The following is an 18,341-nucleotide window of genomic DNA, read 5'->3' on the forward strand; positions in this document are numbered from 1 at the left end:
GACCGTTTCCATCGCGAGGAAGTCAGGCTCTTGCACCGTCCTCCGCTGGCTATGGCCCCTCGCCCCGACCGAGGTCGAGCGCAACGGCCGTCACGACGTCGCCGGCCTGCTGCAGCCGCGGCGTCTCGATGAGCGCGATCGTGTCGCGAGGTGTGTGGAGGACGTAGTCGCTCCACAGGATCAATGACGACGGGACGCCGCGCTTCGCGAACGTCGTCTGGTCACTGCCCCCGCCGCGCATCGACTGGAACGGCACGCCGAGCGTCCGAGCCGCCGCGCGGATCCGGTCGACGAGCGCGGGGCTCTCATCGGATGCCTCGAGCGTGTTGCCGCAGCACCCGATGACGTCAAGGTTCAGATACGCGACCAGACTCTCGACCCGTCCCGGAGACGCGGCCATGCGAGCGGCGTAGGCCTCGGATCCGAGCAAGCCCTCTTCCTCGCCGGCCCACGCGACGAAGACGATGGAACGCTTGAGCTCGGCCCGTCTCGCTGTGAGCGCGCGTGCGACCTCGATCGTGACCGCGGGCCCGGACGCGTTGTCATTCGCGGCGGCGAAGACCGTGCCGTCGGGATCGGTGCCGACGCCGTCGAGGTGGCCGCCAATGAGGACGGCGCGTTTCGCGAGGTCCGGTTCGTTCCCGCGCAGCAGACCGACGACGTTGATGCCCTCAACATCGCGCACCGCCGTCAATGGGAGCGACATGCGCACGGTCACGCCGGTCTCGAACGCCGGCGACGGCGCGGTCGGGTTCGATCGTCGCGCGCGGACGCTGCTCTGCACCTGCGCGACGGTCCGCGCCGCGGGCGCGAGAAGCTCGTTGGCGACCCCCTCCGTGATCACGAGCACCGGGAGCGTTGGCGTGGAGAAGCGTGGGATGAACGAATAGCGGATCGAGGTGTCGCCGACGACCAGGACGCCGACCGCGCCCTCCGCGAAGGCGCTCTCGACGACGCCGCTCGCCGTCGGGCCGGTCACGAGCGCGATGCGCCCGCGAGTCGTCACGCCGGCGTAGTCATCCTGGCCGCCGCCCTTCGCGCCGCCTCCGACCACGACGACCTGTGCCTCCACGGCTCCGTCGCCGGAGCGACCGCCGACGCTCTCGGTGAAGTCGATGCGGTGCTTCCACGACCTCTCGTCCGCCCCGGTTCGCGTCAGGGTCGGCGTCGCGCTGAGATCGACGATCGGCATCGAGAAGCGCTGGAAGTACGTACCGCCGTCGCCCAGCGGCTCGAGGCCGATCGCCTTGAACTGGTCGGCGACGTACCGCGCCGCTTCCAGGTAGCCCGCCGACCCGCTGTAGCGGCCGCCGCGTGCCGGATCGGCGAGGTACGCGATGTGCTCGCGCGCCCGCGGTCCGTCGAAGACACCGGCGCCGGCGACGACGATCGCGGTTGACGGCGATACGGTAGATGAGACGCGCGGCGTCGGCGACGCGATGACCGGCGTCGGTCCGCACGACGCGACGATGAGTGCGGCGAATAGGAGCCGCCTCAACCGGTCGCCGCCATCTCGAGCACCGACTGCAACACGACCTCGCCCGACGCGCGGAGGCGCGCGGGATCGACGGTCGTTGGCGTATCGCCGACGGTGTGGAACGGGCCGACCTCCGTGCCTGTGATCATCACCGCGGGCACCCGCCGGCGCAGGAATGTGAAGTGATCGCTGCCCCCGATGCCCGATGGGTACTCGAGGTCGTAGCCGAGGCGGTCGGCCGCGGAACGCAGGCGCTGGTGCAGCTCGAAGCTCTCGTCGGACGCCGCGAGACCGCCGCAGCATCCGTCCATGTCGAGATTGATGAAGGCCACGATGTTCTCGGCGCGCCACGGTTGCGTGACGGCGTTGGCGAGGAACGCGTCCGAGCCGAGGAGTCCCTCCTCCTCGCCCGCGAAGGCCACGAAGATGACGGAGTTCTTCAGCATCGCCTTGTTCGCGGCGAGCACCCGCGCGATCTCGATCGTGACCGCCGGACCCGACGCGTTGTCGTTCGCGGCCTGGAACACCCTCCCGTCCGGGTCGGTCCCGACGCCGTCGAGGTGTCCGCCTATGACCATGAATTTCTTCGAGCGCTCGGGATCGGTCCCGCGCAGCATGCCCACCACGTTCGCCGTGCGCACCGGCTCGGGCTGCCGGAGCGAGACCTCGATGCGAACGCGCGTCGGCGTATCGAACGAGAGTGGCTGAGGTGTGCTGCGGACCAGGCTGGGCCGTTGATCCGCGCGGCGGCGTCGCTCCTGGAGCGCGCTGCGCAGGTCGGCGATGCGCTTTCCCGACGGCGCGATGAGCTCGTCGGCCACCGTTTCGGTCACGGTGATGACCGGGATGACGTCCTTCTCGAAGAACGCCGAGTACGACGGCCGGATGATGCCGAGCTCGGGTGCTGCGACGAATATCACGGCTTTGGCGCCGGAGCGGATCGCCGCGTCGATCGGATCGCCCTGTGTCGGTCCGGCGATCAGGACGATGTTCCCCTCGGGGTGCGTTCCCTGGTAGTCGCTGTAATCCTGGGTCCGGATCCCACCACCGACGTACACGACGTTCCCCTCGGCCGTGCCGCTGCCAGCGCGGCCACCGACGCGCTCGCTGAAGTCGGCGCGCGGCGCGTAGATCCTCGGATCGTCGCCGGTGCGTTCGAACACCGGCATCGCGCTCAGCCTGACGATGTTCGTTCCCCAGTTCTGGAGGTACGTGCCGTCGCTTCCGATGGGCTCGAGGCCGATCGACTTGAACTGCTCCGCGACATACCGCGCGGAGTCGTTGTAACCGGCGGACCCGGTGTACCGTCCCGCGCGCGCCGGGTCGGCCAGCCAGTCGACATGCGCGCGCGCCTTGGCCGAGTCGAACTCGCGCGCGATCGGGACATAGCTGCCCGCCGGTCCGACGTAGGGGCTCGCGAGGCGGAGGGCGACGAAGATCGCCACGACCGCGAATCCGGTACGCAGCGACAGGAGCTTGCCAAGCGCGACCGGTGCGCGCTCGAAGAACGTCCGCAGACCGTGCCCCATCAGGTTGAAGCCGAGGATCGCGCTCGCGAACGCGGTCGCGGGAACGAGCGCGATCCACTGCGCGCGGTAGATCTCGAACTTCCCCTGCGCCAGAATTGCGCCCCACTCCGTCGTCGCGAAGATGAACTCGGTCCCGCCCCCGCGACCGGTGACATCGGTCGACACGTTCTGCCCGCCGCCCACGACGATGCCGAGAAAGCCGAGCTCGCCGAGCACGAGGAGGATCGCGCTCGCTTCGAGCGCCGCGGCCACCGCGAGCATCGGAAGCAGATTCGGAAGCACGTGGCGCGCGAACACAGCGAACTCCGAGAGGCCGAGCGATCGGGCGGCCTCGAGGAACGGACGCCCGCGCAGTGCGACGACGGCGGAGCGCGTCGCGCGGCCGAAGCCCCACCAGCCGGTGATCGCCAGCGCCGCGGCGAAGGCACTGACGCCCGAGCGGATGTCGAGGGCGAAGATCCAGAGCATCGCGAAGAGGACCGTCGGGAACGCGCCGAACGCGTCGATGAGCGCGGACACGCCGCGGTCGAGCGACGAGCCGGCGAACCAGCCCGCGAGCGCGCCGAGCGTCGTCCCAACGACGAGGCGCACCGCGAGCACGACGAACGCGATCGTGAGCGTCGCGCGCGCGCCGTACATGACGCCCGCCCACAGGTCGCGGCCGTTGCGATCGGAGCCGAGCGGGTAGCCGTACGTTCCTGGGTCGTACGGCGCGAGGACCGAGCGCGGACCGTCGATGATCAGCGTCGTGCTCTTGAGCGGATCGACGTTCGTGAGGAGCGGCGCCGCGAGTCCGAGGAAGATCCAGCCGCCGATGATCGCCGCGCCGATGATGAGCTGCCACGTGAGCGCGCGGCGCATCAGGACGCCGCTCCGGTGGACGCATGCACCAGACGCGCCGCGGCCGCGTCGAGCGCGAACCGGGTCACCGCGATCGTCACCACGAGAGCACCGAGCAGCGTGCCGGCGGTCGCGGCATCGAATCGCTGGATCGCCTGCAGCAGCGAGAAGCCAAGCCCCGGCCACGAGAAGAACACTTCGACGACCGGCAGCGTCGAGAGTCCGATCGAAAGCGCGGCGGCGATCGCGCCGAGGATCGGCACGAGCGCGTTGCGCAGCGCATGGCGACCGATGACGACGCGCTCGAGGAGGCCCTTTGACCGTGCGGTGCGCACATGGTCCGCGCCGAGTTCTTCGTCGACGGCGACGAACGCGAAGTTCGCGATCTGGGCGAACGGGCGCGCGGCGAGGACGAACGTCGGAAGGATGAGATGGTCGTCGACGCCGAAACCGAAGCTCGGCCAGAGGCGGATGTTGTAACGGCGCACCATCTCGGCCGACAACAGGATGAGGAGGATCGCGAGGAGGAACGACGGCGTCGAGATCACCGCGGTCATGCTGCCGACGAGCACCGCCCGCAGCCGCGTGCTGCGGGTGGCTGCGGCGACCACACCGACGGTGACGCCGAACACCGTGGCCAGCGTCACCGCGAGGCCGACGAGCAGCATGCTCTTGGGGTACGCGTCGAGCAGCACCTCGCCCATCGAGCGCCGCCGTCCACCGAGGATCGATGTCGACGTGGCCTCGCCGAGCGAGCCCTGGAAGAGGCTCGCGAAGTAGTCCTGTGTCCCTTCCCAAGCTTGCTGGAGGATGTCGGCGATGGGCGCGTGATCGAAGCGGGAGCGTGCCGCGACGAGGGCGATCTGCGCGAGCACGACGATGAGAACGAAGGTGAAGATGACGAGCAGGACGCGCGTGAGGATCGCGACGGCAGCGCGACTCAACGGAGGTCGACAAGGGGCATGTCGACCTAGAATACCGAGCAAATTCCGATGAAGTTCTATGTCACGACCGCCATTGCCTACGTCAACGACCGGCCCGGACTCCATCACGGTTACGAGTTCACGGGGGCGGACGCGCTTGCTCGCTTTCACCGCCAGCGCGGCGACGAGGTGTTCTTCCTCACCGGTACCGATGAGAACGCGACGCGCAACGAGCAGGCGGCCAAGGAGCAAGGAATACCGACCAGACAGCTCGTCGACAAATATGCCGCCCAATTCCAGCAGATGGCTGATCTTTGGAACATCTCCTACGACCGCTTTATCCGCACGACGGACGCCGACCACGTCGCGGGTGTCCAGGAGTTCGTGCGCCGCTGGATCGCGAACGACGACGTGTATCTCACCACCTACGAGGGCTGGTACTGCACCGGGTGCGAAGCGTTCTACGAGGAGAGCGATCTCATCAACGGGCAGTGTCCGATCCACCCAACGCGGCAGATCCAGCGTCTCAAAGAGGAGAACTACTTCTTCCGTCTGAGCAAGTACGAGCAGCGCCTCAAGGACCTGTACCGCGAGCATCCCGAGTTCTGCGTGCCCGAGATACGTCGCAACGAGGTCCTCGGCTGGCTGGACCGAGGGCTACGCGACATCAGCGTGTCGCGGCGGAATCTCACCTGGGGGATCCCGTTCCCCGACAAGCCTGGCCACACGGTGTATGTCTGGTTCGACGCGCTCATCAACTACGTGACCGGCGTCGGCTTCGGGGCCGACGAGACCACGTTCAAGAAGTGGTGGCCGGCCGACCTGCATGTCATCGGCCTGGACATCACACGCTTTCACTGCATCTTCTGGCCAGCCATGCTGATGTCGGCCGGCATCGAGTTACCGCGGCAGGTCTACGCGCACGGCTTCTTGCACTACGCGGGTGAAGGCAGACTTTCGCGTTCGAGCGGCAACATGATCGATCCCATCGCCGCCGCGAACGAGTGGGGGAGTGATGCGCTTCGATACCTACTCCTGCGCGAGGCGCCGTTCGCGAAGGATTCGCCGATCTCCCCGGAGATCCTCGACCTTCGCTTCAACGCCGATCTCGCGAACGGGCTCGGCAACCTGGTCTCCCGCGCCACGAAGATGGTCGAGCTGTACTCCGACGGCCGGGTGCCAACGCCAGGGAAGGGCGGTCCCTCAGAGAAGGCGCTGCGCGAGACTGCCGAGCGCGCGCTCGAGACGCACGATGTATCGGCCGCGCGGCTCGACTTCTCCGATGCCCTCGCCGCGATCTTCAGCGTCGTCGAAGAGGCGAACAAGCATTTCCAGCGCACCCAGCCGTGGCAGGCGGTGAAGGACCCAGCCCGGAAGGACGAGGTCGACGCGGCTCTTTACGCCGGCCTCGAGGCGGTCCGCCTTGTCGCGTACCTCCTGTTCCCGTACATGCCGACGATCAGCCCGCGCATCGCCGAGGTGCTCGACGTCGAATCGCCGGCGTCTGCGAAATGGGAGGCCGTCGCGCGTTGGGGCCTGCTGCAGCCGGGGAAGCAGATCCGCTCCGCGCCGTCGCTTTTCCCAAGGCTCGAGCGAGCGAAGACGGCCTGACGCGCCGCGCGTGATCGACGCACACGCGCACCTCGACGACCGCCGCTTCATTGACGATCTCGACGACGTGCTTGCGCGCGCGTCGGCGGCGGGGATCGAGCGCGTGCTCTCGTGCGCCGAGGATCTCGCGTCCAGTGAACGGAACGTCCTCATCGCGCGTCGACACCCGTCGGTGCGTATCGCGGTCGGTGTTCATCCGCACCGGTCGGAGTCGTGGAACTCCGACGTGCTCGGAATGATCGACCGCCTCGCGCGCGACAAGCACGTCGTCGCGATCGGCGAGATAGGGATCGATCTCTCCGGCCGCAGTGCGCCGCGCGAGGCGCAGGAGATCGCGTTCCTCGCGCAGCTCTCGCTCGCGAACGTTCTCGGGTTGCCGGTCGTCGTCCATGTGCGCGACGCGGGTCAGCTGACGCGCGAGCTCGTCGATCGGGCCGGTGCTGCGCGCGGCATGGTGCACTGCTTCAGCGAGGGACCGGAGGAGATCGACGAGTGGATGCGACGCGGCTTCTTCGTCTCGTTCGCCGGCACCGTGACGTATCCGAAGAACGACGCGCTGCGGCGCGCCACCGCCCGTGCGTCCGGGGACCGGATCCTGGTCGAGACCGATGCGCCGTATCTGACGCCACAGGCGCGCCGCGGCGAGCGGAATGAGCCTGCTTTCGTCCTTGAAACCCTGGCCGCGGTGGCCGCCGCTCGGGGCCGGGACCCCGCCGAGCTTGGCCTCCAGTGCACCGAAAACGCCCAGAAACTCTTCGGAGACCGCTTCTAGGGAACACAACCGAGCCAGCCGTCGTATCAACCAGCAGCACCTTGAAAGGCTGGTGAGGGACATGCGGCGCTCACTGCGCGTCCTCGGGCTTCTCGCGTTCGTCCTCGTGCTCGCAGCGGCCTGCTCGCAGGCGGCTGCCCCGACAGCATCCGGGCCTGAGTTCAGGAACATCGGCGGCAACCTCGGCGACGGCGCCGCGGCAGTCCCGGCGCCCCCGAAGGGCGCTCCCGGCAGCATCGCGGCGTTCGACGCGACGACCACGACGCAGAACGGCATCCCGACGCTCGTCACGAGCCCCAACCGGAATCTCATCCTGACCGCGAATGTCTCGATGAAGACGCAGGATCCGTGGGCGACCGCCGACAAGGCGCGCGCCATCGCGAGCGGACTCGGCGGCGACATCCTCGCCATGAGCCAGACCGGCCAGGGCGACAACCGCAGCGCGCTCATCACCGTGCGTGTTCCATCGGACCGCTTCGATGAAGCGCTCCGCCAGCTGAAGCTCCTCGACGGCGAGGTCCTGACGTCGAACGTCGACGCGAAGGACGTCACCGACCAGTTCACCGACCTGCAGGCGCGACTCGTCGCGAAGCAGGCCGAGGAACAGCGTTACCTCCAGCTCTTCCCGCAGGCGAAGACGGTCGATGAGACGCTCAAGATCGACGCGGCGCTCGGCAACGTGCGCACGCAGATCGAGCAGCTGCAGGGTCAGCTCAACCTCATCAAGAACCGGACCGAGTTCTCGACGATCACCATGTCGATCGCGCCGATCGTGACCGTGCCCCCGACGACGGGTGGCGCGTGGGACCCGTCGGTCACCTTCGCGAAGGCGATCGCCGCCCTCTCCGTGTTCTTCCGCTTCGCCGCCGACCTTGCGATCTGGGTCCTCGTGTTCGGCTGGCTCCCGCTCATCGGCCTCGCGCTCGCGTTCGCCGCGATGCGCATGCGCCGTCCCAGCGCAGCCTCTCCTACGGCCTAGCGCTCCCTCCCCGACGCGGCGGTGGCCCTACCCCTCAGCGGGTGGGGCCGCCGCCATCTCCTAAACTCGCCGTCGATGGCTGACGTGCGCATCCGTCCGGTGAACGAGCTCGACATCGAGGCGATCTGCCGCATCGACGAGCGCATCACCGGCACGTACCGCCCCGATATGTGGGAAGACCGCGTCGTCTACTTCATCCGCCGCGACCCGGACTCATCGCAGGTCGCCGAGGTGGATGGCAAGGTCGTCGGCTTCATGCTCGGCGAGGTCCGCGGCGGCGAGTTCGGAATGGAAGAGCCGACCGGCTGGCTCGAGTTCTTCGGCGTCGATCCCTCGGCGCGCGAGCGCGGGATCGGACGCGGGCTCACCGACGCCCTGCTCGCCGGTTTCAAGAGGCGCGGCGCGCATGTCGCGCGCACGATGGTACGGACGCAGGACGCCGACATCGCTCGTTTCGTGGCGGCGATGGGCTTCACGCCCGCGCCGGTCAGCGCCCTGGAGAAGCGGCTCGGGTAACCTAGACCTCGTGAGCGATCAGATCCACATGCTGCCGAAGGCGTATCACGAGGCTGTTGAGCATTGGCAGCGGCACAACTTCCCTGAATTCCCGGAGCTCAGCAAGCGCTGGCAGCAGTACTTCCCCAAGGACGAGGAGTTCTGCCTATGTGCGCGGATCGAGCAGGGCATGCCGGGCGAGATCCAGGTCGGCGACAAGAAGGGGCAACCCAAGGCGGCCGTCCCGAGTGAGCTCGACAAGGAAGCGGCGGAGCAGCTCCTCATGATCGTTCGCGCGCAGGCGTCGACCGAGTTCGGCTCGATCCAGCAGCACCACGGCACCTTCGAGCGTGCCAACGACCCGCACGATCAGACCTGGGTCCTGCGCGTCATGGCCGAGGAGCTCCGCCACGGCTACCAGATGATCCACCTGCTCACGTCGGCTGACTGGTCGTCGGTGACCGACACGAAGCCGCAGGACATGGTCGAAGAGATCCTGTCGATGCAGACCGGTTCGCACGTACTCGCCGCGTTCAACCTTGAGTACGACAGCTTCGGCGACAGCATCGTCTTCGCCGCGTTCATCGACCGGGTCGGCAAATACCAGCTCACGATGCAGAAGGTGAACGCCTACGCGCCGATGGCCGCGTCGATGCCGCCGATGCTGCGAGAAGAAGCCTTCCATCTCGCCGCGGGCGTCATCCCGATGCGCCGCTGGATGGAGGCCGCCGCGAGCGATCGCAACGCGACGATGGATGTCTCGACGATCCAGAAGATGGTCGCGAAGTGGTACGGCAGGGGTCTAGAGATGTTCGGCGACGAGCGAGGCGGGCAGACGAATGTGAAGCTCGGCCTCAAGGACATGGCCAATCGTCAGGCGCAGGATCTCTACATCGAAGAGTGCACGAAGATGCTCGACGATCTGAACATCCGCTTCGTCCGCGCCCGGCTCGCGCACCTGTCGCGCGAGCAAGCCGATTCGGCCTATGAGCGCGTCAAGGCAGGCGACACGGTCGAGGCGGTCTCGCGCGACGACCTGCTGCGGCTGCCCGATCGCCGCTTCTTCCGACGTCGTGGCGAGCCGGCCTTCCAGCTGGTCGGGTTCGACGGCGAGGAGTTCACCGACGTCGAGGCGTACATCGCGCACGTGCTGAAGCACCTTCCCGAGGCGTACCGCGCGTCGATCGACGTCAAGCACTGGATCGAGATGCAGCGCAAGGTCAGCAGTGGCGAGCTGGAGTTGAAGAAGGCGATCTCGTCGATGCCGCGTCTTGCCCGCTCCGGCGGCGCGTGCCCGTGCTCGAAATCGGTGCGCTGGGTGATGGACTCGTAGAGACCGGTCTGGGCGTCGACTCGCGTCTTGGCCTGTCTCCGTCGCAGCTTCGCGATCTTGCGCCCGAGGCGAGCGCTCTCGGTTACCAGAGCCTCTGGACCAACGCGAACGTCGACTACGACCCGATCGCGATGTGCGTCGCATGGCACGAGCGATCGGGCCTCGCGACGGGCGTGTCCGTTGTCCCCATCGCGCGCAACCCCGCGCCGGTGCTCGCGCTCGCCGCGCGCACCGCGCACGAGATCACCGGGAACAAGTTCATCCTCGGCGTGGGCTCGGGCAGCGTGACCGAGCGGCCGATCCGCGCGGTGCGCGCGTATATCGACGAGCTCCGGAGGACGGCCAAGGATGTGCCGACCTACATCGGCGCACTCGGGCCGCAGATGCTCGCGCTGGCCGGCCGCCACGCCGACGGTGCGGCGCTCAACTGGTGCACGCCCGGGCAGGTCGCGTGGAGCCGCGAGCGGGTCGGACCTCGCGCGAAGCTGGTCGAGTACATACGCATGTGCGTCGACGACGACATCGCGGCGGCGCGCCTCGCGCTCGCGAAACAGATCCTCGCGTATGCGCTCATGGTGCGACCGAGTGGGGCGCGCGGTTATCGCGCGCATTTCGAGCGCATGGGCTTCGGCCGCCAGCTCGATGAGCTCGAGCGCCGGCAGGCGGCGGGCGCCTCTGAAGACGACCTCGCGCGCGCGGTGCCCGACGAGGTCCTGAATGCGATCGGGTACGCCGGTCCCGCTTCGGGAGCGGCCGCCGCGTTCAAGACGCTGAGCCAGGGCCTCGACGTCGCGATCGTCCGGGTGCTGGTCGCCCGGTCCGGGAGTGTCGACGGGGTCCGCGCGGTGATGCGAGCGGCGCTGGCCTAGGACGCGGCCGCGTCCGTCGGTCCTTCGAGGACCGGTGTCGGATCCCGGAAGCTTCGCACCTCATCGTTGCGCGCGTTCACGCCGACGATCACAGCGGCGATCACCACCGCGCCCGCGGTCGCCGCGATCTGCGGTCCGAACGCCTCCACCGTGATGCCGGTCTGCAGCTGCGACGTCTGCGCCATCCCGCGGCCGACCAGCAGGAACGCCGACAACGTCCGTCCTCGATACGCCTCATCCGCCTGAAGCTGGAAGATGCTGTTGCGCATCGTCGCCCACCAGGTATCGGCGAAGCCGACGAGCGCGAGCGTGGCAGCCGAGAGCTCGAACGAGCGCGACCACGCGAAGAGCGCGAACGCCACGACGTAGGCGTAGCCCGACAGCATCATCGATCGACCCTTGCGCTCGATGTCGCCGCTCATCACCAGACCGCCCGTTCCGACGAGGGCGCCGGCACCGAGAGAGCTGAGCAGGAAGCCGAGCCCCCCGGGACCTGCGTGCAGCACGTCCTTCGCGACGATCGTCACGAGCGCGGTGTTGGCGCCAAAGAGGCTGTGCGCGGACTCGAGGAGCAGCAGGTTGGCGAGGATCGGCTTGCCCAGCGTGTAGCGCGCGCCGTCGATCGTCTCCGCCACGAGTGACCCTCGTACTCGATCGACGATCGGGGGCTTGCTGATGAGCAGGAGCGCACCGATGATCGCGAGGAAGCTGACGGCATTGATGAAGTACGGGAGCGCCGGTCCGGTCGCCACGATGAGGATCCCGGCCAGGCTGGGCCCGATGAGCCGGGCGATGCGGAACACCGCGGCGTTCAGGGTGATCGCGTTCTGCATCTGCGACCTGGGGACCATCGTCGTGTACATCGCGCGGCGCGCCGGTGCATCGAAGGTCTGGAGCGTCCCGTTGATCGCGCTCGCCAGATAGATGTGCCACACCTCCACCTGCCCCGTCGCGACCACGAGACCAAGTCCGAAGGAGGTCAGGGCCGAGCCGCTCTGCGTGATGAGAAGCAGGCGGCGACGATCGACGCGGTCAGCGATCGCCCCGGCGAGGAGCCCGAATGCGAAGGTCGGGATCGCGCGCATCGCGCCGCCGATCCCGAGAAGCACGGGCGACCCGGTGATCTCGTAGAGCAGCCACGTCGTGAGCGTTTGCTCCATCCAGCTGCCGCACTGAGAGACCGTGAGGCCGGTGAAATAGAGCGCGAAGTCGCGATGACGGAGTGGGGCGAGGCCGGGAGCGAAGCGCATCTGCGCGTCCTATATTCGTTTTTCTGAGCACGCACCGTCTTCGCTTCACACTGAACGGTTCACCGCAGTCGCCCGAGGTCCGTGCGGATCGGCGGCTCATCGACGTGCTGCGCGTCGACCTCGCATTGACCGGGACCAAAGAGGGCTGCTCCATCGGCGTGTGCGGCGCGTGCAGCGTGCTCGTTGACGGAGAGCTGCTTTCGGCCTGCCTGCTGCCCGCGGTCTACGTCGACGGCCGTGCCGTGACGACGGTGGAGGGCCTCGCGAACGGAGAAACGCTTTCGCCGCTGCAGGACGCGTTCATCCGCGACGGCGGCTTCCAGTGCGGCATCTGTACGCCGGGCCAGCTCATCGCGGCGACCGCGCTTCTCGCCGAGCACCCGCGGCCCACCGACGACCAGATCCGCGAATGGATGATGGGCAACCTCTGCCGCTGCACCGGTTATCACGGCATCACCCGGGCGATCAAGACCGCGGCGGCGGCGTGACGTACGACTACCACGAGCCCGAGTCGGTGCCCGAGGCGCTCGACCTGCTCGCCCGGCACGGCGACGACGCTCATCTCGTCGCAGGTGCGACGGCGTTCACGCTGCTGTGGCGTCAGGGCCTGCTGCGACCCGGGCACGTCATCGGTCTTCGCGGCATCGCGGCGCTCGGCGGTATCACCGCCTCGGGCGGCGGTCTTGTGATCGGCGCGACGGTGACCCATCGCACGATCGAGCGGTCGCAGGACGTCGCCCGCTACTGTCCAGCCATCACGCGAACGTTCGCGTCGGTGGCGACGGTGCGCGTGCGCAATCAGGCGACGATCGGCGGCAATCTCGCGCACGCCGATCCGGCGCAGGATCCGCCGCCGATGCTCATCGCCCTCAGCGCAGAGGTCGTTGTGGCATCGAAGACGGGTGAGCGTGCCGTTCCGGTCGAGGACCTCTTCGTCGACGTCTTCACGACGTCGCTTCGTCCCGGCGAGATCATCACCGCCGTTCGGTTCCCCGCGCTGGCCGCGGGAACGCGCGCGACGTATCTGAAGTTCCTGCCGCGGACGGCGGACGATTACGCGACTGTTTCAGTGGCCGCGGCGATGCGGCTTGCGGACGACGGCACGGTGGCGGACGTTCGCGTCGCGCTCGGCGCGGCGGGACCCACGCCGAGACGCGCCCGCTCTGTGGAGGACGCCCTTCGCGGGGCCAGGCCCGATCAAGAACGGATCGCCGATGCGGCCGCGCGCGTCGACCGTGACATCGAGCCATTCGACGACGTGCGCGGCTCCGCCGCTTACAAGCGTGAGATGGCGCGCCTCTGGACCGAACGCGCGCTCACGTCACTGGTGGCGGCGCCATGAAGCTGGCGCACACCGCGCTCGTTCACGCACCACGTGCGACGGTGTGGAAGCTCGTGACCGATATCCCGGCCGCGGCGCGGTGCGTGCCCGGCGTCGCCGCGGTCACGCCCTCCGGCGCCGGCAAGTACAAGGGGTCGCTGCTGGTCCAGCTCGGTCCCGTTCGGCTCGTGCTCGACGGCGACATCGCACTCACGTCGACCGACGAGGCCGCGGGCAAAGCATCGCTCCGCGCCGACGCGAAGGACACGCGCCTCGGCGGCACGGTCCGCGCGACGATGGAGCTCGCGCTCGCCGACAAGGGCGCGGACACCGAGCTGCGCATCACGAGCGACGTGCAGATCGCCGGGCGCATCGGAGAGTTCGGGCAGCCGGTCATCCAGCGCAAGGCCGATCAGCTGATGACCCAGTTCGCCGACTGCCTCGCGCGCACGCTCGCGTGAGGCTCGCGAAGACCGCGGCGCCCGACATCTTCGGAACGCCGGAGTGGCGGGTCGAGGGTCGCGACAAGGTCACCGGCGCGGCGAAGTACGCGGCGGACATCACGAGACCGGGAATGCTCCACGCCGCGTTCGTCGGAAGCACCTACCCGCACGCGCGTGTCGTGTCGGTCGACGTCGAGGCCGCGGGCAAGGTCTCGGGCGTGCGCGCGGTGATCACCGGCGCGGACGTGCGCCCCGCCCGATTCGGTCGGCGTCTACAGGACTGGCCGGTCCTCGCCTGGGACCGCGTGCGCTTCATCGGCGATCGCGTCGCGGCGGTCGCCGCGGATTCGCTCGAGGCCGCGGAGCAAGCGGCTGCCCTGATCGAGGTCGGGTACGAGGAGCTGCCGGCGGTCTTCGATACGGAGGCGGCGCTCGCGGCCGACGCGCCGGTCCTGCACCCGGACGCGGCCGAGTACAAGTACTTCGGCGGTGCGCGGCCCCAGCGCCCACACCCGAACGCGCAGGGACACGTCGTGCATGAACACGGCGACGTCGCGACCGGGTTCCAAAACGCCGCGGCCGTCTTCGAGCACGAGTTCAACGTTCCGCGCATCCATCCCGCGTACATCGAGCCCCACGCGAGCCTGGTCTGGATCGAAGGCGAGACCGTTCACGTCGTCACGACGAACAAGGCTCCGTTCTCGCTGCGCGATCAGATGGCCGTCACGATCGGGGTACCCGCGGAGCGCATCGTCGTCGACACGCCACATGTCGGCGGTGACTTTGGTGGAAAGGGCCTGTCGCTCGACGAGTTCGCGCTGTATTTCCTGGCGCGCGCGACGGGCCGGCCGGTGCGTTCGGTGCTCCGGTACACGGACGAGCTTCAGCTCTCGAACACGCGGCACGCAGCGCGCATCCGGCTCCGCACCGGAGTCGATCGCGACGGCCGCATCACCGCACATCAAGCCCGCGTCGTGTTCGACGGCGGTGCGTACGCGGCCGGGAAGCCGGTCGCCGGCGTGCTCCCCGGCGGCCCGACGCTGACCCTCGCGGGCTACCACGTACCTGCCGCGCGCGTCGAGGCGGTCGCGGTGTACACGAACACGCTGCCCGCGGGTCATGCGCGCGCGCCGAGCCAGCCCCAGCACACCTTCGCCGCCGAGTCGCACCTCGACCTCATCGCGAGGGCGATGGAGATCGACCCGGTCGAGCTTCGAGCCCGCAACGCGATCCGTGCCGGCGAGACCGACGTGGAGGGCGCGGTATGGCACGACTCGCAGGCGCCGCGCGTCCTAGCGATGCTTCGCGCGTCGTCGCAATGGGGCGGCACGGTCGCGAAGGATCACGGACGCGGCGTGGCTTTTTCGGCGCGGCACGTCGGTCGCGGTAAGACCTCGCTGACGGTGACGCTGCGCGGCGACGCAACGGTCGAGGTCCTCACCGGCGTGGCGGACCAGGGCGGCGGCGCGCACACCATGATCCAGCGCGTCGTGACACGCGAGCTCGGTATCGATGCGACACGTGTCCGCGTATCGCAGGGCGACACGGGCCATGCGAACGTCGACCCCGGCGTCGGTGGCAGCCGAGTGACCCCGGTCGCGGGCAACGCCGCGCTCGACGGAGCCCGCAAGCTGAAAGCGCGTCTCGCCGAGCTCGGCCTGACGCTCGAGCAAGCCGCCCAGACCGCGGCGCCCCTCGTTGTGACGGGGGAGGGCGAGCAGAACGAGCACCTCTACGGGGTGTACGCGTATTCGATCGAGGTCTCGGTCGATCGTCGGACGGGCTGCTTCCGCATCGTCGACGCGGTGCTCGTCGCGGACGTCGGCACCGTGATCAACCCGGTCGCGGTGCGCGGACAGCTCGAGGGCGGGTTCGTCTTCGGCCTGGGTCAAGCCGTGATGGAGGAGCTGCGCCTCGAGGACGGTCGTGTGACGACGACGAATCTCGGCGACTACAAGATCCCCACCATCGCCGACGCACCGCCGCTGCGCCTCGTGCTCATCACCGACGCGCCTGGACCAGGGCCGTTCGGCGCGAAATCCGTGGGCGAGCTTGCTAACCCGGCCGTGGGCGCGGCCATCGCGAACGCCATCGACGCCGCGGTCGGAGCGCGAGTGATGTCGCTGCCGATCACGGCCGAGAAGGTGCGTACGGCCCTCAGCACAGCGGAGCGTCGCTAGTATTCGCGCGACCTTAGCGGGGAGGCGTCATGTCGCAGTTCAACGACAAAGTCACGCCCAAAGATTTCGTGAAGATGGCGCCCGAGTACAAGGATCTTCTCATCCGCCTGCTCACGATCCAGGCGGACTGCGAGATCGGCGGACCGCACATCTACGTCGATCACTGGACGCTGCGCGCGCCGACCGTCGACGACCAGTGGCGCGTCGCGCGCATCGCATCCGAGGAGATCGACCACTGCCGCAAGATCCTGCGGCTGCTCAACCTCGTCGACGTCGACCGCTCCGACATCCTCGAACGGCCGCGCAGCAAGCGTGAGGTCGACGCCTTCAAGGAGGACATGCCGACCTGGGCCGACTTCGCCGCGTTCGGCTTTCTCATCGACAAGGTGGGTGAGTACCAGCTCGAGGAGATGGTCGGCTCGACGTTCGCGCCGATCGACGACACGCTCCCCGTGATCCTCCGTGAGGAGAAGGGCCACGTCGCTTACGGCGAGCAGCAGCTGGAAAAGCTCGTGAAGTCCGGCGCCGACGGAAAGGCGCAAGCACAGGCGGCCATCGACAAATGGTTCATCGTCGGACTGGACATGTTCGGCAAGTCCGGCTCCTCCCGCACCGAGCGCTACCTCGAATGGGGCCTGAAGCGCCGCACCAACGAGGAGGCGCGAAGGCAGTACCTCGCGGAGATGGAGCCGAAGATCGCCGCGCTCGGGCTCGTCGTGCCGGATCGTCTGCTGGGCAGGAAGTACCTCTAGCGGACTTCAGCGCGTGACGGACTTCTTCAATCTTTCAACGATCCTGCTCGACGAGCATCTCGACGCGGGTCGCGGCGACCGTCCGGCGCTTCGCTACGAAGGCGCGACGTTCAGCTACCGTGACATCTCGCGCCTGGTCGCGCGCGCCGGCAACGCGCTGCGCACGCTCGGTGTCGAGATCGAGGAGCGGGTCGCGCTGTTGCTGCCGGATTCACCGGAGTTCGTCGCGACGTTCCTTGGCGCGATCCGCATCGGTGCCGTGCCGGTGACCATCTCGACCCACCTCACGGGCGAGGACTACGCCGAGCTGCTCGCCGATTGCAGAGCGCGCGTGCTCGTCGCGCACGCGATCGTGATGCCGCGCGTCGCGCCGATCCGCCGCGGGCTGAAGCATCTGCGGCGCGTCGTCATCGCCGGCGGGGATCAAGGCGACGACGTCGGGTTCGACGAGATCACGCGCGCGCAGCCCTACGAGCTCGCGCCCGAAGCGACGACCGCCGATGACATGGCGTTCTGGCAGTACTCGAGCGGGACCACGGGCCGTCCGAAGGCGGTGGTGCACTTGCACGGGCCATCCGTCGCGCCCGCTGACTTGCACGGCACTCTCGTCGTGGAGATGCGGCCGGAGGACCGCGTGCTCAGCGTGGCGAAGCTGTTCTTCTCGTACGGCCTCGGCGCGTCGCTGCTCATACCATTCCGGCACGGCGCCTCGTCGATCCTTCTCCCGGGCCGGCCCGAGCCGCACCTGGTGTTCGACACGATCGCGCGAGAGCGGCCGACCCTCCTCTATTCGGTGCCGACGTCTTACGCCGCGCTCCTCGCAGTCTCCGAGAGCCCACGTCGCGACATGTCGTCGCTGCGCCGCTGCATTTCTGCGGGTGAGTCGCTTCCCGCCCCGATGTTCGAGCGCTGGCGCGCGCGTTTCGGTCTCGAGATCCTGGACGGCATCGGGTCGACCGAGATCGGCTACATCGCGATCTCGAACTTCCCCGGTCGTGTGCGTCCCGGCACGTCGGGCCAGGTCATTCCGGGATACGAGGCGCGCGTGCAGCGCGCGGACGGCGAGCGGGCCGCGGTGGACGAGGTGGGCGACCTGCTGGTGCGCGGTCCGTCGACCGCGGCGTTCTACTGGCGCCGTCGCGCCGCGACCAAGCACACCTTCCGCGGCGAGTGGGTGTTCACCGGAGACCGCTACTCGGTCGATGCCGACGGCTACTACACGAACCACGGTCGCTCGGACGATCTCCTCCGCGTGAGCGGCCACTGGGTCTCACCGCTCGAGGTCGAGTCGGTCCTGCTCCGGCATGCAGCGGTGCGCGAATGCGCGGTGGTCGCCCGGGCCGATGGCGACGGCCTCATCAAGCCGTGCGCGTACGTCGTCTGCGCCGATGGGGCGACCGGCGCGGCCGCGCTCGCGGACGAGCTCAAGTCGTTCGTGAAGGATTCGCTCGCGCCGTACAAGTACCCGCGCTGGGTCGAGTTCATCCCCGAGCTGCCGAAGACGTCGACCGGCAAGATCCAGCGTTTCAAGCTGCGGCATACCGCGTCCTAGATCCATCTGTAGCGA

Annotated in this window: 16 protein-coding genes; 12 read left to right on the plus strand and 4 right to left on the minus strand. The window is 68.5% G+C overall.

Features of this window, described 5'->3' with window-relative positions; translation table 11 throughout:
* Positions 1-49: 49 nt before the first annotated feature.
* Genes VI056_01990 through VI056_02000 form a run of 3 tightly spaced genes read right to left on the minus strand, consistent with a single transcriptional unit; the run spans position 50 to position 4,790 of the window.
* Positions 50-1,498, minus strand: a complete 1,449-nt coding sequence (locus tag VI056_01990; GenBank protein ID HEY6201790.1) for a M28 family metallopeptidase — start codon at positions 1,496-1,498, stop codon at positions 50-52.
* Entirely contained in the window at positions 1,495-3,867 is a 2,373-nt protein-coding gene (locus VI056_01995; protein HEY6201791.1) for a M28 family peptidase, read from the minus strand. Before VI056_01995 ends, VI056_01990 begins: the two co-directional genes overlap by 4 nt.
* The gene (locus VI056_02000; GenBank protein ID HEY6201792.1) at positions 3,867-4,790 is read right to left on the minus strand and encodes an ABC transporter permease; all 924 of its coding nucleotides are present in this window, start codon (positions 4,788-4,790) and stop codon (positions 3,867-3,869) included. Before VI056_02000 ends, VI056_01995 begins: the two co-directional genes overlap by 1 nt.
* A 48-nt stretch (positions 4,791-4,838) precedes the next feature.
* Here VI056_02000 and metG point away from each other — a divergent pair, with 48 nt between their 5' ends.
* From metG to VI056_02030, 6 genes are all read left to right on the plus strand, one after another.
* On the plus strand, positions 4,839-6,380 hold the full coding sequence (gene metG / locus VI056_02005; protein HEY6201793.1) for a methionine--tRNA ligase: 1,542 nt from the start codon (positions 4,839-4,841) through the stop codon (positions 6,378-6,380).
* A gap of 10 nt (positions 6,381-6,390) precedes the next feature.
* Positions 6,391-7,152 (plus strand): TatD family hydrolase, encoded by a 762-nt coding sequence (locus tag VI056_02010; GenBank protein HEY6201794.1) that lies wholly within the window; start codon positions 6,391-6,393, stop codon positions 7,150-7,152.
* Between the two features lie 61 nt (positions 7,153-7,213).
* Positions 7,214-8,131 carry a DUF4349 domain-containing protein gene (locus VI056_02015; GenBank protein HEY6201795.1) on the plus strand — a complete coding sequence of 306 codons (918 nt, stop codon included), beginning with the start codon at positions 7,214-7,216 and terminating at the stop codon, positions 8,129-8,131.
* A gap of 75 nt (positions 8,132-8,206) precedes the next feature.
* The gene (locus VI056_02020; GenBank protein HEY6201796.1) at positions 8,207-8,647 is read left to right on the plus strand and encodes a GNAT family N-acetyltransferase; all 441 of its coding nucleotides are present in this window, start codon (positions 8,207-8,209) and stop codon (positions 8,645-8,647) included.
* A gap of 10 nt (positions 8,648-8,657) precedes the next feature.
* Positions 8,658-9,959 carry a Phenylacetic acid catabolic protein gene (locus VI056_02025; protein HEY6201797.1) on the plus strand — a complete coding sequence of 434 codons (1,302 nt, stop codon included), beginning with the start codon at positions 8,658-8,660 and terminating at the stop codon, positions 9,957-9,959.
* Entirely contained in the window at positions 9,917-10,828 is a 912-nt protein-coding gene (locus VI056_02030; GenBank protein ID HEY6201798.1) for an LLM class flavin-dependent oxidoreductase, read from the plus strand. The genes VI056_02025 and VI056_02030 overlap by 43 nt, the downstream gene beginning before the upstream one ends.
* Here the strand turns inward: VI056_02030 and VI056_02035 are convergent.
* Complete coding sequence (locus VI056_02035) at positions 10,825-12,078, minus strand: MFS transporter (protein HEY6201799.1); 1,254 nt, start codon at positions 12,076-12,078, stop codon at positions 10,825-10,827. The two genes, VI056_02030 and VI056_02035, sit on opposite strands and share 4 nt — an antisense overlap.
* Between VI056_02035 and VI056_02040 the strand changes: the two genes are divergently transcribed.
* The 6 genes from VI056_02040 to VI056_02065 are packed head-to-tail and all read left to right on the plus strand — an operon-like array spanning position 12,051 to position 18,326.
* The gene (locus VI056_02040) at positions 12,051-12,566 is read left to right on the plus strand and encodes a (2Fe-2S)-binding protein (GenBank protein HEY6201800.1); all 516 of its coding nucleotides are present in this window, start codon (positions 12,051-12,053) and stop codon (positions 12,564-12,566) included. The genes VI056_02035 and VI056_02040 overlap by 28 nt on opposite strands.
* The gene (locus tag VI056_02045) at positions 12,563-13,420 is read left to right on the plus strand and encodes a xanthine dehydrogenase family protein subunit M (protein ID HEY6201801.1); all 858 of its coding nucleotides are present in this window, start codon (positions 12,563-12,565) and stop codon (positions 13,418-13,420) included. Before VI056_02040 ends, VI056_02045 begins: the two co-directional genes overlap by 4 nt.
* Entirely contained in the window at positions 13,417-13,860 is a 444-nt protein-coding gene (locus VI056_02050; GenBank protein HEY6201802.1) for an SRPBCC family protein, read from the plus strand. Before VI056_02045 ends, VI056_02050 begins: the two co-directional genes overlap by 4 nt.
* Positions 13,857-16,022: a xanthine dehydrogenase family protein molybdopterin-binding subunit gene (locus tag VI056_02055; GenBank protein ID HEY6201803.1), complete on the plus strand. Its 2,166-nt coding sequence runs from the start codon at positions 13,857-13,859 to the stop codon at positions 16,020-16,022. Before VI056_02050 ends, VI056_02055 begins: the two co-directional genes overlap by 4 nt.
* Positions 16,023-16,051: 29 nt before the next feature.
* Entirely contained in the window at positions 16,052-16,774 is a 723-nt protein-coding gene (locus tag VI056_02060) for a Phenylacetic acid catabolic protein (GenBank protein HEY6201804.1), read from the plus strand.
* Between the two features lie 13 nt (positions 16,775-16,787).
* The gene (locus VI056_02065; GenBank protein HEY6201805.1) at positions 16,788-18,326 is read left to right on the plus strand and encodes a benzoate-CoA ligase family protein; all 1,539 of its coding nucleotides are present in this window, start codon (positions 16,788-16,790) and stop codon (positions 18,324-18,326) included.
* Positions 18,327-18,341: the final 15 nt, after the last annotated feature.

This window comes from Candidatus Limnocylindria bacterium (assembly GCA_036523395.1).
In the GTDB taxonomy this organism is placed as follows: Bacteria; Chloroflexota; Limnocylindria; order P2-11E; family P2-11E; genus CF-39.